This window comes from Pseudomonas frederiksbergensis (genome assembly GCF_003732705.1).
Taxonomy (GTDB): Bacteria; Pseudomonadota; Gammaproteobacteria; order Pseudomonadales; family Pseudomonadaceae; genus Aquipseudomonas; species Aquipseudomonas frederiksbergensis_F.
In genome coordinates this window covers 139332-154561 of record NZ_MOBR01000005.1, presented here as the reverse complement: position 1 = coordinate 154561, position 15230 = coordinate 139332, and the positions used below count along the sequence as shown (strand labels likewise).

Genomic DNA, 15230 nt, shown 5'->3' with positions numbered 1-15230 from the left:
CGAGCAGGCTCGCTCCCACATTTGAAATGCATTCCCCTGTGGGAGCGAGCCTGCTCGCGAAGAGGCCCGCAAAACCACCCTCCCTCACCAAGCCATGCCCCCAACAGGACAGCGGCCAAATGCCACCTATACTCCACGCAACCAACCCGCAAAGGATCTGCGCCTCCAACAATAAAAAGCAGAGGTGGAACATGGTCTGGCAGCAAATCTACGACCCGTTCGGCAACCCGGTGATCTCGACCGTCATGGCAGCAGTGCCGGTGGTGGTGATGCTGGCCTCCCTGGCGTTTTTTCATATCAAGGCGCACATGGCGGCCCTGCTGGCGCTTGCCTCCGCCTTGCTGATCGCCATCTTCGCCTTCGGCATGCCCGCAAACATGGCCGGTACGGCGGCGTTGTTCGGTGCGGCCAACGGATTGCTACCGATTGGCTGGATCGTGCTCAACATCATCTTCCTGCACCGACTGACCACCGAGAACGGTTCGTTCAAAGTGCTGCAGGATTCCCTGGCGCGCATCACCGATGACCGGCGCCTGCAACTGCTGCTGATCGCCTTCTGCTTCGGCGCGTTCTTCGAAGGCGCGGCCGGATTCGGTACGCCGGTGGCGGTGACCGGGGCGATTCTGATCGGTCTCGGCTTCTCGCCCCTGGCCGCATCGGGCCTGGCGCTGATTGCCAACACCGCGCCGGTGGCCTTCGGCGCCCTCGGCACGCCGATCATCACCCTGGCCAAAGTCACCGGACTGGATGAAATGGAGCTGTCGATGATGGTCGGTCGGCAACTGCCGTTTTTCTCGGTGCTGGTGCCGTTCTGGTTGATCTGGGCCTTCGCCGGCTGGCGCAAGATGCTGGAAATCTGGCCGCCGATTCTGGTGGCCGGGGTCAGTTTCGCCGTGCCGCAATTCATCGTGTCGAACTACCACGGGCCGATGCTGGTGGACGTGATCGCCGCGCTGATTTCCATGGCCTGCCTGACCGGTTTTCTCAAGGTCTGGAAACCCGCCACCGTGCACACGTCAGCCGCCCTGTCAGGACGTGTCGACAACTCGAAAATCGACCCCGAGCACGAACAAAAACCCGAGGCCAGCGCGACGTTTGCCAGCGATGCCAAACCGGCGGTGATGCGCGCGTGGATGCCGTGGATCATCCTCACGGTTTTCGTGTTCGCCTGGGGCACCCAAGGCTTCAAGAACCTGTTCGATACCCGCGCCGTCATCGACCCGCAGACCCATTCCGCCACCCTCGACCCGCAGGGCAAACCGTTGCGCGAGGCCAATCCAATCTTCTCCCCGGCCCTGACCTTCACCACCCTGCACCAGCAAGTCGAGAAAGTACCGCCAGTCGTACCGACGCCGAAAACCGAGGACGCGATCTACAAATTCACCTGGTTCACCGCCACCGGCAGCGGCATTTTGTTCGCGGCGATCCTCGGTGGGTTGCTGATGGGTTATTCGATTCCGCAACTGGCGCGGCAATACCTGCGAACCCTGTGGGTGGTGCGTTTTTCGCTGATCACCATTGCGGCGATGCTTGCCCTGGGCTACCTGACGCGCTACTCGGGACTGGACGCGACCATGGGCCTGGCGTTCGCCGCCACCGGGATTTTCTACCCGATGTTCGGCACCCTGCTCGGCTGGCTCGGCGTTGCCCTGACCGGCTCGGACACCGCTTCCAACGTGCTGTTCGGCGGCTTGCAGCGGGTAACCTCGGAACAGCTGGGCATCAGCCCGGTATTGATGGCCGCCGCCAACAGCTCCGGCGGGGTCATGGGCAAAATGGTCGACGCCCAGTCAATCGTGGTCGCCTCCACCGCCACCCGCTGGTACGGCCATGAAGGGGAAATTCTGCGCTATGTGTTTTTCCACTCCATCGTCCTGGCGATACTGGTCGGCGGGTTGGTGACATTGCAGGCGTATGTGGCGCCGTTCAGCCATATGGTGGTGGGCGGGCATTGAACGAACTGTGGCGAGGGGGCTAGCCCCCTCGCCACAGTGAATACGGCAAATAAGCACCTTAGTTCCAGGCGACCGGGAACCTTTCCCCCTCGCCGCTTATCCCTTGATAATCGGCTAAGCTTAAAAGACTGAGCCAGTGCGCCTGGGCGCGCCAATTCGTCGACTCAGTCCCCCAAAGAAAACGTCCACCCGTTTACGAATAGAATGCTAAATTTCTCCGCCACTAAAAAGTTGCGTTGATTTGATGCAGGTCACCGATCGCGACGGCGGCACATAAGATCGCCCTGCCCAAGATTCCCGAGGCAGGCGCAAGCCTGATTATTTTGCAGCGGCGTCAGGACGACGCCTTCCAAGGCAAACGCATGACAACTCCATCCGACCCAAAATCCAATGTTGTTACGCCACAACAACATCCGTTTCACTCCCTCGATTTTGGTGTCGTCGGCATTGGCGCGTCCGCCGGTGGCCTGCAAGCAATCAAACTGTTCTTCGAGAACATGCCTCACGAAAACGGCATGGCGTTTGTGATCATTCTTCACCTGTCGCCGGATCACGAAAGCATTGCCGACAAGATCATCCAGGAATCGACGCAAATGCCGGTCCTGCAGGTCACCGAAACGGTGCCCATCGAAAGGAATCATGTGTATGTGATTTCTCCGGCGCACCGACTGACCATGAATGACGGTTACCTTGAGGTCAGTGCGTCCGACCCGCGGGTGGGTCGAACCTCTGCGATTGATCTGTTTTTCCGAAACCTGGCCGATGTGCATCGTGAACGGGCCTTTTGCCTGGTGTTGTCCGGCACCGGGTCGGATGGCGCCGTCGGTTTGTCGCGGATCAAGGAACAGGGCGGCGTCACCCTGGCCCAGGCGCCGGAAGACGCCGAGTTCGACGGCATGCCCCGGGCAGCCATCGAAACGCAAATGGTCGACCTGGTGTTGCCAGTGGTGGAAATGCCGCAAAAGCTGCTGGAGTTGTGGCGCAATGCGCAGGCGATCACCCTGCCCACGGCCAACGATCCAGACCTGCAAAGCTTCGCCTCGGTCTCCGAGCGTGATGCCGCGACCGCCGAACAATTGCTGCACAGCATCCTGATTCAGTTGCGCGCCGGCACCGGCCATGACTTCAAGCACTACAAGCGTGCCACGGTATTGCGACGCATCGAACGGCGCATGCAGGTCACGGCGCAGCCCGATCTGACGGCCTATTACCACTACCTGCAAAGCAGCCCCGAAGAAACCAAGGCGTTGCTGGCCGATATGCTGATCGGCGTGACCAACTTCTTCCGCGACCGCGAGGCCTTCGAAGCTCTGGAACGGGACGTGGTGCCGCAACTGGTGACCGCCGCCGTCTCGGCCCACCCGGAAAAAGAAGAAATCCGCATCTGGTCGGCGGGCTGTTCCACCGGCGAGGAAGTCTACAGCCTGGCGATGCTGGTCAACGATCAGATGCAACTGGACGCCAGCGAGGCGTCGTTGCAATTGTTCGCCACCGATATCGACGAGCGCGCCATCAGCGTCGGTCGCAGCGGGTTGTACCCGCAAGCGATCATCACCGATGTGCCGCCCACGCGGCTGCGGCATTACTTCACCAAGGAAGACCAGCATTACCGGATTCGCAAAGAGCTTCGCGAAAAGGTGTTGTTTGCCAAGCACAGCCTGTTGTCCGATCCACCGTTCTCGCACATGGACCTGATTGTTTGCCGCAATCTGCTGATCTATCTGGATCGCGAAGTGCAACGGGAAATCCTGCAAATGTTCCACTTTGCGCTGCGTCCTGGCGGCTTCCTGTTCCTGGGCACTTCCGAGAGCGCAGACGCTTGCCATGACCTGTTTGCCCCGATCGACAAGCGCAACCGGATCTTCCGGGCCAAGACCGGCGCCGGCAACAGCCGCCGTCCCCCTACGATGCCGCGCGGAGGCTATGTGCGATCCGATATTTCCCGCACGCCCCCGCAAAGCAGTACGCCGCGCAAACTGTCGTTTGCCGACATCCATCAGCGCGCCCTGGAGCATTCTGCGCCGCCGAGCATGATCGTCGACGCCAATGCCGACATCCTGCACATGAGCGAAAGCTCGGGACGTTACCTGCGCCATGTCGGTGGCGAGCTGTCACGCAACTTGCTGACGCTGATTATTCCGGACCTGCGCCTGGAAGTGCGCACGACGCTGTTCCAGGCGCAACAAAGCAGCCAGGTGGTGAAGTCCCGTGCGGTGGTCATCAAGCGTGAGGAACGCAGCTTTAAAGTGGGTCTTTTGGCCCAGCCTTATCGCGACGAAGAATCGGACAGCGAGTTCGTCCTGGTGATTTTCGAGGAAGTCGAAGTCGACGCTTCCGACATCACGACCGGTGCCGCGCTGCACTCTGAAAACCAGGTGTTATCCAACCTAGAGCGAGAACTGCAACGCACCAAGTTGCAGTTGCAGGACACCATCGAACAATCGGAAGTCTCCAGCGAAGAGCTCAAGGCTTCCAACGAAGAAATGCAGGCGATCAACGAAGAACTGCGCTCGGCCACCGAAGAGCTGGAAACCAGCAAGGAGGAGCTGCAGTCGATCAACGAAGAGTTGCTGACCGTTAACTTCGAGCTGAAAACCAAGGTCGAAGAAACCGACAAGATCAACGACTACCTGACCAACCTGATCGCTTCCACCGACATCGCCACGGTGTTTGTCGACAGCAACCTGCGCATCAAGTGGTTCACGCCACGCGCCACGGATATCTTCAGCATGTTGCCGGTGGACACCGGGCGCTCGTTGCTCGACATCACCCATCGCCTGGATTACGAAGGCCTGGCCGCCGATGCCGCGTCGGTGTTCGAGTCCTTGAACATGATCGAGTGTGAAGTCAGCAGCACCGACAACCGTTGGTACATCGCCCGCATCCTGCCCTACCGCTCCAGCGAAAATCACATCGACGGCACGGTGCTGACCTTCATCGACATCACCAAGCGCCGCGCCGCTGAAGAAGAGCTGCGCCTGGGTGAAGAACGCATGCGCCTGGTGGCTGAAAGTACCCGCGACTACGCGATCATTACCCTGGATGAACTGGGCATCATCACCACCTGGAACAAAGGCGCGGAACTGATCTTCGGCTACAGCAAAACCGAGGCCGAAGGCGCTTACTACGATTTCCTGTTCTCCGAAGAGGATCGCGCCGCCGGCGTACCTGAAACCGAGTTGTCGACGGTGCGTACGCTCGGCCGCAACGAAGACGAACGCTGGCACCTGCACAAGGACGGCAGCCGCTTCTACTGCAGCGGCGAAGTCACGCTGCTGCGGGGTGACAACCTTCAGGGCTACGTGAAAATTGCCCGGGACCTGACGGGGCACAAACGCCTGCACGAGGAACAAAACCAGCAACTGGCGGAAACCCAGAGCAGCAGTCATTTGAAAGACGAGTTCTTTGCGGTGATGTCCCATGAGCTCAAGCATCCGCTGAACCTGATTCAACTGAACGCTGAACTGCTGCGGCGCCTGCCCGTGATCAAAGCCGTGACCCCGGCGGAAAAAGCCGTCACTACCATTTGCGACGCGGTCAGCAGCCAGGCTCGCATCATTGATGATTTGCTCGATGTCGCCCGGGTGCGCACCGGCAAGCTGCGGCTCAAGCGCAGTGCCGTGGACTTGAATCGGCTGCTGCAAGACATCCATCAGGTCGTGATCAATGACAACCCGGGCGTCGACATGTCGGTGCAAATGCCGGACGCATTGGTGATCAATGCTGACTCGACCCGGGTGGAACAAATCGTCTGGAACCTGGTGAACAATGCCCTGAAGTTCACCCCTTTGGGCGGCAAGATTCAGTTGATCGCCACCCGCGATGCCGGCATGGCGCGGCTCGATGTGCAGGACAGCGGCGTCGGTCTGAGTGCCGAGAGTTTGCATGAAGTGTTCGACCTGTTCGGTCAGGCGGCCAATCAGCACTCGACCCATCAACGTGATGGGTTGGGTATCGGCCTGTCGCTGGTACGGCAATTGGCCGAAGCCCATGGCGGCAGTGTCAACGCTCAATCCGCGGGGCCGGGCCTGGGCTGCACCTTTACCGTCCGGCTGCCTTTGAGCCAATCCCGTGACAAAGTGGCGCCATCGACCCAGGCTGGCGAACAGTCCGGGCGTCTTGCCGGGCTTACGGTGTTGTTGGTGGATGATTCGCGGGATGTCCTGGACACCCTGAAAACGCTACTGGAAATGGAAGACGCCCACGTCATCGACTTCACGGAGCCGCACCAAGCGCTGGAAGCCGCCCGGACCGGTCGATATGACGTGGTGGTGTCCGACGTGGGAATGCCGGGCATGAGCGGCCATGACCTGATGCGCGCCTTGCGTGAACTGCCGCATATCAAGCAAGTCCCGGCGATTGCCCTGACCGGTTACGGCGCTGAAAGCGACATCGAAAAATCCCGCAAATCCGGCTTCGACCGGCACCTGGGCAAACCGGTGTCGTATGACGCGCTGATCGAGACCATTGAAGAACTGAGACAAATGCGGACGGATTGACCTCCCCCCCCACAGATCCCCTGTGGGAGCGAGCCTGCTCGCGAAGGCGGCGGCATAGCCAACATCAATGCAAGCTGACCCGCCGCTTTCGCGAGCAGGCTCGCTCCCACAATGGTTCAGCGTCGTACTCACCCTTTTCATCCACCACAGCACTCCCCTGTGGGAGCGAGCCTGCTCGCGAAGGCGGCATAACCAACATCAATGCAAGCTGACCCACCGCTTTCGCGAGCAGGCTCACTCCCACAAAGGTTCAGCGTCGTACACACCCTTTTCATCCACCACAGCACTCCCCTGTGGGAGCGAGCCTGCTCGCGAAGGCGGCGGCATAGCCAACATCAATGCAAGCTGACCCGCCGCCATCGCGAGCAAGCTCGCTCCCACAATGGTTCAGCGTCGTACTCACCCTTTTCATCCACCACAGCACTCCCCTGTGGGAGCGGGCTTGCTCGCGAAGACGGTGGCATAGCCAACATCAATGCAAGCTGACCCGCCGCTTTCGCGAGCAAGCTCGCTCCCACAATGGTTCAGCGTCATACACACCCTTTTCATCCACCACAGCACTCCCCTGTGGGAGCGAGCCTGCTCGCGAAGGCGGCGGCATAGCCAACATCAATGCAAGCTGACCCACCGCTTTCGCGAGCAAGCCCGCTCCCACAAGGGTTCAGCGTCGTACTCACCATTTCCATCCACCACAGCTCCCACAGGGGATTTGTGTGCAGTCAGGCCTGTTTTTTACAGATGTAGCCACGCCAACGTGCCCAGCACCACGCTGGCTCCGGCTGCGGTGTAGGCGACTTTTTTCAGCCATTCCTTGCGGGTCAGCAAGGTGATTGCCGCCAGGGAAATGGCAATCTGAATGGCTGTCATCGCTTGGGCCCAACGGTGATGCTGATGCAGGGCCTGTTCTGATTTTTCATCCCACACCCGAACCTCTTCCTCCAGCGCTTCGGCTTTTTTGCGCACCACCTCTTTCTCTTTTTTGTAGCGCTCGGCTTCGGCGGCGTAGTGCGCAGCGTCGATGCCCGGGATATGGGTCGCCAGCTCGGACAGGTTCTGCCGACTGGATTTGGCCTGGTAGTAATTCCACTGGTTGGAGGCTTCGGTTTTCTCGATGGCGGCGTTGTTCTTGTCCATCGCCGCTTCGCTTTCCGTGGAACCCGCCTGATAGCTGAGCAAGGCGCCGATGGTTGCCATAATGGCGGTCATCACCGCGATCTTGCTGGCGAAATTATCGCCGTTGCCATGGGCGTGATGCGTGACGTGTTCGACATGGTGTTCGTGGGGGCTGGGGACTTCGAACGCTTCAGACATGGCTTTGACTTCAGGGGTTGGACGAGTGCCGAAGTGTAAGGCCAGCCCTCCTCCAAGGTACTGCTCACCGCAGAGCCGTTCAGCCGGGGTTCAGGCTGGACTCACTCGGCGTTGTTCCAGCAGATGAACCATCAACCAGGCATACAACGTCACCGCGATAAACAGCCCCATGCGCACGGCAAACGCGGTGTACACGTCCTTGCCGGCGGCGCTGTCCTGCACCGACTGACCCAGCAGGATAATCAGCGTGATCATCGTGTTGAGCCAGAATCCCGGGCTGAACCGGGTCGGGCTCAGGGCGTAGAGTTTGCGCGCCAGCACCAAACCGAACAGCAGCATCCACAGGAAGAACATCCACAGGTGCACAAACAGGCTCAGGGCGCACCAGAACAGGATCGCCAGCACACCGCCCAGTAGCGTCGAGCCGAGCAACTCGCGACCGGCATTACGCGCCGTCGTCGTGGAACTCTGCTGCCCCAGGCTGACCGCTTTGAGGATGATCGGCAGATAACTGGCCGGATCGATCAGCGCCAGCAGGAACGCTGGCACTACGATCAGCGTGGCCCGCAGCGCCACTCGGTCAACCTCTTCGGCTGGAAATGTCGGGACGGTAGGAGACGCCGGCGCGTCGGCCGGTTCGGGAAACAGCCCATGACTCACCATCACCACCAACACGGCGAGCAGCAACCCCTTGACCAGCGCACCGATGACCAACAGCGCCAACTCGAAACTGGCGGTGCCGGCCGCCGAAATCATGGTCAGGCCGATCACCAGAAAGGTCACGATCAGGTTGTTGCCGCCGCGCAGGCCAAAGCGAAACACCAGGAACAAGCCGACGCCAATCAGCAGCAACCCACTGACCGGGTAATGCCCCAGCAACGGAATCAGCAGCAGGCCGACGCCGGTGGTGAGCATCGCCACCAGCGCCAGCACCACCCCGGCCTTGAACGGCAGTGGCCGATTGAGCGTGGCCAAAAACAGCAGCGCCAGCACCGGTGCCAGAAAAGGAATCGGCAATGCCAAACCGAAACTGGCGGCCAGGCACAGCGCCGTCCCGGTGGCCAGGCGCAGCGATCGCTGATCCCGGGCCGTGCGCTTAGTAGGCATACGACAACCAGCTCATCAGGCTCAAAAACACCCGGCCGAGCGGGTTCAACGGATTGCCTGAGGCCGGGAACGCCATGACTTCGGCCTGCCCGCCCGCGCGAATGGCGCGACTGTCGCGCAGGGTGTTCAACGCGTCTTCATCAAACTCGATCACCACCGGAAAACGCTGGGCCGGGCGCAACCAGTCGCGGCTGTTCTGCACGCTCGGCAAGGTGCCGGGCGCTGCGGGCTGACCGACGCTGACGCCATAACCAACACTGCGCACCCGGCCTCCGAATACTTCGCCGGGCAACGCATCGAGCACAATGGCCACTGGCGTATCGGGTTTGACCAGGCCCAGGTTGTTCTCGGTCATGTCGGCACTGATCCAGATGTCGTGGATGGCGATCAGGGTCATCACCGGGCTGCCGCCAGCGGTGAACTGACCGACATCGGTGCGCAGGTCGGTGATCAGCCCCGCCGAACGCGCGCCGATGCGGGTGTTGGCCAAATCCAGTTCGGCTTTTGACAGGGCCGTCGCGGCGCTACGCAGCAATGCATTCTCCGACTCGCTACCGCCCTCCTGCTCCTTCGCCCGTTGCACTTCAGCATCGGCCGCCGCGACCTGGCTGGAGGCCTGTTCGAGATTGGCCCGCGACACTTCCAGCAGGCGCACTGACACCGTGCCTTTATCGGCGCGGTACAAACCTTCCAGGCGCTGATTGTCCTGCCGCGCTCTCAGTTCGTTGGCCTGAGCGGAACGCAACGAGGCTTGCGCCGAGGCGATGCCGGCGGTGCTGGCGCCGATCTGGCGGCGGGTCGATTCGAGGTCGGCGCGGGCCCGGTCCACGGCGATCTGATACGGCTGCGGATCGACCTCGAACAGAATGTCGCCGGCCCGGACGTCCTGGTTATTGCGCACGTTCACCCGGATCACCCGGCCCGCCACTTCCGACGCCACCGGAATCACGAACGCCCCGACCCGCGCCTGTTGCGTGTAAGGCGTGAAGCGGTCGGCCAGCAAGTACCAGACGAGGCTGAGCACGATCAACAGCAACACCCACTTGATGCCTTTTTTCGCCGGGTCGGCGGCCGGTGCGGGCACCTTGGGTGCAGGCGCTTCGACAGAGGGCTGCGCGGCTTCACTCATGGTTGTTCACCTTGTCGGGCAGGGGAAAGGCTGGCTGCGTCGCGGCGGGCTCGTCGAGCAAGTCGCCCCAGTCCGTGCGTTTTTCCATTTGTTTTTGTGTGGCGCGATCGACGATGGGCTGGGCCGCGTACCAGCCACCGCCCAGCGCCTTGTACAATGCAATCAGATTGCTCACCGCGTTGCTGCGACTGATCAGGTAGTTGTCCTGCTGTTCGAGCAACGCGCGCTGGGCATCCAGCACCCGCTGAAAGTCTGAAAAGCCTTCGGTGTATTGCGCCCGCGCCAGCACCAGCGAGCGCTTGGCCGCCACCTCGGCCTGGCGCAGGATGCGTTCGCGCTCCAGGGATTTGCTCAGACCGCCGGCGGCATCATCGGCTTCCCGTGCAGCCTGGCGCACGGTGTCGCGATAGGATTCGATCAACTGCTGCAAACGCGCATCCTGCACCCGTACGTTGTTGCTGATCTGGCCGTGGTCGAACAGGTTCCAGCGCAGACTCGGGCCGCCGACAAAATCCAGGTTGTTCGGCGTGCCGCCCACGGAGCTGGCGGTCCAGACGATGCTGCCGAGCAAGGTCAGCGACGGATAGAAATCGCTGACGGCGACGCCGATCAAGGCAGATTGGGCGGCGACATTCAGTTCGGCGGCGCGCACATCGGGGCGCCGCAGCAGCAGGTTGGCCGGCACATCCTGCAGCACTGCGCGGTCAAGCAGCGGGATCAACTCCTCATTGTCCGTCACCTGAGGCAATTCCCCCGGCGCTTGCCCGGTCAGCACCGCCAACGCATTGCGGGTCCGATGCAACTGGTCTTCAAGATTGGGAATGCTGGCCAGTGTGCCCAGGTATTGGGTCTTGGCTTGTTGCAAGTCGAGCTCGGCGGTCTGGCCGCTGTTGAACAGCTTGCGGGTGATTTCAAGGCTGCGTTTTTGCTGCCGGGTGTTGTCCCTGGCCACACGCAATCGCGCTTCGGTGGTGCGCAGTGAAAAATAGGTGTCCGCCACTTGGGCGCGCAGCAGCACCAGCACGTCTTCATAGTTGGCCTGGGCGGCGAAGTAACTGGCATCCGAGGACTCGATGGCCCGACTGAAACGACCCCAGAAATCCAGCTCCCACCCCACGTCGAAGCCTTCACTGAATTGCCAGAAACTGCTGTTCTTCGGGTTGCTGCCGCTGTACTGACGGCGCTCCGCGTAGAGCAGGTCAACATTGGCCTGTTGCAATTGCGGATAGCGCCCGGCCTGGGCAATGCCCAATTGCGCCCGGGCTTCCATCACCCGCAGGCCGGCGATTTTCAGGCTGGAGTTGTGGGCATCCGCGTCGGTGATCAATTGGTCGAGCACCGGGTCATTGAAGACTTGCCACCACTGGCGCAAGTCCGGGCTTTCGCCTCGTTCGCTGGCGTGTTCCAGTGCCGGCGTGCTCCAGTGCTTGACCCACTCCTCGCCCGGCGGCTGGAAGTCCGGCCCCACCCGCGCGCAGCCGCTGAAGCCGAGCACCAGCAGCAAGAGCGGCCCCGACCGGATCAGCATGGCGGCACATGAATGCATGAGGGGGGTTCCCGGCCAAGGAAGATGACTGGAGCATAGCCGCCTCTTTGAAAGACGAGCGGTACAAAAACGCGGACTTGCTCACAGTCGCGAGTCAGCTGCTACGCTTTTCAAGTGCTCGCAAAACAGCGGCAATCCATCAAAGGTGCGACCCTCATGACCACCCAACCCCACTCGGCCGGCTGGCGCTTCAAACTGGGCATCGTCATTCTGTGTTTAATGCTGGGCTCGTGGCTGATGGTGCCGCTCGCCGCCGCTGTCGGGGTGCCGGGCTCGAAAGTCGCGGCGCTCACGGGCGTGCTGTTTATCAGTAACAAAGTCCTGCTGATCCTGGTCATCGCCGTCATGGGCAAGGCCGGATTCCAACAGTTGAAGCGCAGCGTGTTCGGCTACGTGACATCACTGGCGCCCAGCGCAGATGCGGAAGTGGGCCCGGTTCGTCATCGCATCGGCCTCGTCATGTTCTGCCTGCCACTGATCTCGGCGTTTCTTGAACCCTACGTGGACAGCATCTGGCCGGGGCTGCGGCCGAACCTCTGGCAGCTCCAGTTGCTGGGGGACTTGATGCTGATCGGCAGCTTTTTCGTGTTGGGCGGCAATTTCTGGGACAAGGTGCGCGCGTTGTTCATCCGCACCGCCAAGGTCGCGAATGCCTAGCGGCGCTTTACAAATGAATCGACAGGAAACAGGCCAATGCCCCGTCTGACCGCGAAAGACTTCGCCCCCCAATTGCTGGAACTCTACGACTACTACGTGCATGGCCAGATCAATCGGCGCGAGTTTCTCGACCGTGCGGCGCTGTTCACCCTGGGCGGTTTGACCGCGTCTGCCCTGCTCGCCGCCCTGAGCCCGAATTACGCGCTGGCCGAGCAAGTGGAATTCACCGACCCGGACATCCTCGCCGAATACATCACCTTCCCCTCACCCAAGGGCCACGGCCAAGTGCGTGGCTACCTGGTGCGTCCAGCGAAAGCCACCGGCAAGGTACCGGCGGTGGTGGTCGTGCATGAAAATCGTGGGCTCAACCCGTATATCGAAGACGTCGCCCGGCGCTTGGCCAAGGCTGGCTTCATCGCCCTCGCCCCCGATGGCTTGACGTCGGTGGGCGGCTATCCCGGTAACGACGACAAGGGCCGGGAACTGCAATTGACCGTCGACCCGGAAAAACTCATGAATGACTTTTTCGCCGCCATCGAATGGCTGATGAATCATGCCGCGGGCACCGGAAAAGTCGGCATCACCGGTTTCTGTTATGGCGGTGGCGTGGTCAATGCGGCGGCCGTGGCCTATCCGGAATTGGGGGCAGCAGTATCTTTTTATGGCCGCCAGCCCGAGGCCAAGGATGTGCCGCGCATCAAGGCGCCGTTGATGCTGCACTACGGCGAACTGGACACCCGCATCAATGAAGGTTGGCCGGCCTTCGAGCAGGCGTTGAAAGCAGCGGGCAAAACCTATGAAGCCTACATCTACCCCGGCGTGAACCACGGCTTTCATAACGACTCCACGCCTCGCTACGATGAAGCCGCTGCCAAACTGGCCTGGAGCCGCACGCTGGATTGGTTCAAGCGCTACCTGGCGCTGAATGAAGGTCAGGCGGTCTGAGCGTTACCGGCCTTCCTGGCGATCTCGATGCCCCATTCCATCGCCGCTTCCATGTCCAGCAAATGCGGCGATGGATCTTTGTTCTCAAGAATCCCCGTGCCGTCCGGCCGGTAAACCCCGATGAACATGTCCAGCGAGCCGTCCCTGAGGATCTTGGCCCTCACCTCGATTTTGCAGCCGTTGGACAGCGTTTCTGTGTGCGTTATATGGCGCTCGGTCATTGTCTACTCCCGGTTTTGGACTTAAACCCCATATCAAAAGACACGGCAGCTTAATGCCAAACGTTATATTAAAAACACATGACTAATGGCGATAAACAGTGCCGTTATTTATGAGAAAAAAGCTGCACGAGACTTTATTCATCGCGATTCTTAATATCAGTTAAGCATTATCCAAACACATCGCGATTAACAAACCGATATTAAAAATTTAACAGGCATTATGCCTCCATTGGCCATTGCTTATTCAAAGAGTCCTGCTTAACTGCAAAAACTGCTGATTGGAGCAGTGTCACAAATACCACGGAAGGAGTCGTCATGAGCAGTTCTTCGTCTCATCCCATCCCCCCGTACGGGGCGGCCATCCATGACGCGATCACGGAAGGCAACCTGCAACAGATGAAAGCGTTAATGAAACAACGCGACGCATCCAAAGTTGAAACCAAAGCGCTACAGACCGCCTACGAAAGACTGGCCAAGGAAGTTTCGCGCCAGGAAAAACACTAGCTCTGTTTTCTCCCCTTATTGCAATGGAGGCAATAACCATGTCTGGTTCTAATCAACAGCCTGTCGGCTTGTTCCCGCTCGCCTACCGAATTGGTACTTCGGCACCGGGCGCACAAAGCCTGGCACTTAATCTGCTGGTCTTTACCCCTGATGAAACGGTCAACGGGACTGCCGCCATTACCCAGGCGACTAATCCGCCGCTGGACCTGCATTCCGATGTCTGGGGCGAATACACCTACCTGACGGTCATGTCGCCGGGGGTCAGCAAAATCCTGATCACCGCCCAAGGCAATCAGGGCGGTCCAGGCTCCAATTCCATCGTGAATTTCAAGGTACAACTGGTGGTGGGGACCGACTGGAAGGACGGTATCGCCAACTACTCGTACTACGATGGCCAGCGCTGGGTCGAAGTGAACAATGCGCCCGCCCGTCTCGTAGAAGTGTCATCCAGTGCCTTCCCGCCGCTGGAACCCGGCCCGGTGATTCCACCGCAGTCGCCCTATCCGCCCATCATGCCGCTGTACGCCGCGCCGATTCAGAGCGCCATCGCCAGCGGTGACCTGGCGCAGATGAAAAACCTGGCGAGCCTGGCCAAGCAACAACTGGATCAGCAACCACAACTGCAAAGTGCACTGGAAGCCGCCAAGGGCGAAATCAGTCGGCTGGAGCGCCGCTGACCCGGCCACTGATGTGCCTGGATTGTCCTGAACACACTTAAGGGAGTTGCACCATGTCAATCGGACTTTTTCACACACGCCTCAACGTCAGCAACCATCTGCTCGGCGCCCCCGTCCTGACCCTCGACTTGCTGGTGGACACGGTCAAAAAGAAAGTCAGCGGTGTTGCCAGCATTTATCAAAGCACCTGGCCGCCTCTGAATTTCCGCGCCCGAGTATGGGGTGAGTACTCCGAAGCCAAACTGGTTCCGACCGCCGAAAGCCACATCATCCTCAGCCTGGATGGCAACCCGAGCGGCCCTACCAGCCAGATTGCCGAGACCTTTCATTTGAAAGGCATCCTGGGCGCCGAATGGGACAGTGGCTTTGCCAGCTACAGGTATCAGGAACAGGGCATCTGGCATCCGGTCAAACACGCCGCCGTCAGCCAGGCACCGGTGATTGTGATCCCGGAGCAACCGCACCACGCCCAACCGCTGTACGCCGTCGCGGTCCAGCAGGCGCAAGCCAGCGGTGATCTGGCGCAGCTGAAATCGGTGGTGAGCAAAGGCGAACAGCAACTGGCTCACAGCGGCGCCCTGCGCAGTGCGCTGGAGCAGTTGAACGCTGAAATTGCGCGTCTGGAAGCACGCTAGACCGCCAGTGAAGTGATGGAGTGATCCGTGGCGAGGGCATTTGC

General features: G+C 60.4%; 12 protein-coding genes. 7 read left to right on the top strand and 5 right to left on the bottom strand.

The window, feature by feature from the left end; translation table 11 throughout:
* The first annotated feature begins 191 nt into the window (after positions 1-191).
* Complete coding sequence (locus BK667_RS04555; RefSeq protein WP_123596910.1) at positions 192-1955, top strand: L-lactate permease; 1764 nt, start codon at positions 192-194, stop codon at positions 1953-1955.
* 362 nt (positions 1956-2317) lie between these two features.
* Positions 2318-6454, top strand: a complete 4137-nt coding sequence (locus BK667_RS04550; RefSeq protein WP_123596909.1) for a CheR family methyltransferase — start codon at positions 2318-2320, stop codon at positions 6452-6454.
* 732 nt (positions 6455-7186) lie between these two features.
* Here BK667_RS04550 and BK667_RS04530 read toward each other — a convergent pair.
* The 4 genes from BK667_RS04530 to BK667_RS04515 form a co-directional block, all read right to left on the bottom strand.
* Complete coding sequence (locus BK667_RS04530; RefSeq protein ID WP_123509036.1) at positions 7187-7765, bottom strand: DUF4337 domain-containing protein; 579 nt, start codon at positions 7763-7765, stop codon at positions 7187-7189.
* 90 nt (positions 7766-7855) lie between these two features.
* Positions 7856-8872, bottom strand: coding sequence for a DUF2955 domain-containing protein (locus BK667_RS04525; RefSeq protein WP_123596905.1), 1017 nt, complete (start codon positions 8870-8872; stop codon positions 7856-7858).
* Positions 8862-10001, bottom strand: coding sequence for an HlyD family secretion protein (locus tag BK667_RS04520; protein ID WP_123596904.1), 1140 nt, complete (start codon positions 9999-10001; stop codon positions 8862-8864). The genes BK667_RS04525 and BK667_RS04520 overlap by 11 nt, the downstream gene beginning before the upstream one ends.
* Positions 9994-11529 (bottom strand): efflux transporter outer membrane subunit, encoded by a 1536-nt coding sequence (locus tag BK667_RS04515; RefSeq protein ID WP_123596903.1) that lies wholly within the window; start codon positions 11527-11529, stop codon positions 9994-9996. Before BK667_RS04515 ends, BK667_RS04520 begins: the two co-directional genes overlap by 8 nt.
* Before the next feature lie 174 nt (positions 11530-11703).
* Here BK667_RS04515 and BK667_RS04510 point away from each other — a divergent pair, with 174 nt between their 5' ends.
* Together BK667_RS04510 and yghX are read left to right on the top strand one after the other, a co-directional pair.
* Positions 11704-12204 carry a transporter suffix domain-containing protein gene (locus tag BK667_RS04510; protein WP_123509033.1) on the top strand — a complete coding sequence of 167 codons (501 nt, stop codon included), beginning with the start codon at positions 11704-11706 and terminating at the stop codon, positions 12202-12204.
* A 36-nt stretch (positions 12205-12240) separates the two neighbouring features.
* On the top strand, positions 12241-13149 hold the full coding sequence (gene yghX / locus BK667_RS04505; protein ID WP_123596902.1) for a YghX family hydrolase: 909 nt from the start codon (positions 12241-12243) through the stop codon (positions 13147-13149).
* Here the strand turns inward: yghX and BK667_RS04500 are convergent.
* A complete protein-coding gene (locus BK667_RS04500) occupies positions 13137-13370 on the bottom strand; it encodes a hypothetical protein (protein ID WP_123596901.1) in 234 nt (77 codons plus the stop codon). The two genes, yghX and BK667_RS04500, sit on opposite strands and share 13 nt — an antisense overlap.
* 315 nt (positions 13371-13685) lie before the next feature.
* Here BK667_RS04500 and BK667_RS04495 point away from each other — a divergent pair, with 315 nt between their 5' ends.
* Genes BK667_RS04495 through BK667_RS04485 form a run of 3 tightly spaced genes read left to right on the top strand, consistent with a single transcriptional unit; the run spans position 13686 to position 15186 of the window.
* A complete protein-coding gene (locus BK667_RS04495) occupies positions 13686-13874 on the top strand; it encodes a DUF1843 domain-containing protein (RefSeq protein WP_123596900.1) in 189 nt (62 codons plus the stop codon).
* 38 nt (positions 13875-13912) lie between these two features.
* A complete protein-coding gene (locus tag BK667_RS04490) occupies positions 13913-14551 on the top strand; it encodes a DUF1842 domain-containing protein (RefSeq protein ID WP_123509029.1) in 639 nt (212 codons plus the stop codon).
* 53 nt (positions 14552-14604) lie between these two features.
* Positions 14605-15186, top strand: coding sequence for a DUF1842 domain-containing protein (locus BK667_RS04485; protein WP_123596899.1), 582 nt, complete (start codon positions 14605-14607; stop codon positions 15184-15186).
* Positions 15187-15230 lie beyond the last annotated feature (44 nt).

Bases quoted from the DNA above. Each gene is read 5' to 3' on its own strand.
- BK667_RS04550 (WP_123596909.1), top strand. From the start codon at position 2,318: ATGACAACTCCATCCGACCCAAAATCCAATGTTGTTACGCCACAACAA.
- BK667_RS04495 (WP_123596900.1), top strand. From the start codon at position 13,686: ATGAGCAGTTCTTCGTCTCATCCCATCCCCCCGTACGGGGCGGCCATC.
- BK667_RS04500 (WP_123596901.1), bottom strand. From the start codon at position 13,370: ATGACCGAGCGCCATATAACGCACACAGAAACGCTGTCCAACGGCTGC.
- BK667_RS04485 (WP_123596899.1), top strand. From the start codon at position 14,605: ATGTCAATCGGACTTTTTCACACACGCCTCAACGTCAGCAACCATCTG.
- yghX (WP_123596902.1), top strand. From the start codon at position 12,241: ATGCCCCGTCTGACCGCGAAAGACTTCGCCCCCCAATTGCTGGAACTC.
- BK667_RS04510 (WP_123509033.1), top strand. From the start codon at position 11,704: ATGACCACCCAACCCCACTCGGCCGGCTGGCGCTTCAAACTGGGCATC.
- BK667_RS04525 (WP_123596905.1), bottom strand. From the start codon at position 8,872: ATGCCTACTAAGCGCACGGCCCGGGATCAGCGATCGCTGCGCCTGGCC.
- BK667_RS04515 (WP_123596903.1), bottom strand. From the start codon at position 11,529: ATGCTGATCCGGTCGGGGCCGCTCTTGCTGCTGGTGCTCGGCTTCAGC.
- BK667_RS04490 (WP_123509029.1), top strand. From the start codon at position 13,913: ATGTCTGGTTCTAATCAACAGCCTGTCGGCTTGTTCCCGCTCGCCTAC.
- BK667_RS04555 (WP_123596910.1), top strand. From the start codon at position 192: ATGGTCTGGCAGCAAATCTACGACCCGTTCGGCAACCCGGTGATCTCG.
- BK667_RS04530 (WP_123509036.1), bottom strand. From the start codon at position 7,765: ATGTCTGAAGCGTTCGAAGTCCCCAGCCCCCACGAACACCATGTCGAA.
- BK667_RS04520 (WP_123596904.1), bottom strand. From the start codon at position 10,001: ATGAGTGAAGCCGCGCAGCCCTCTGTCGAAGCGCCTGCACCCAAGGTG.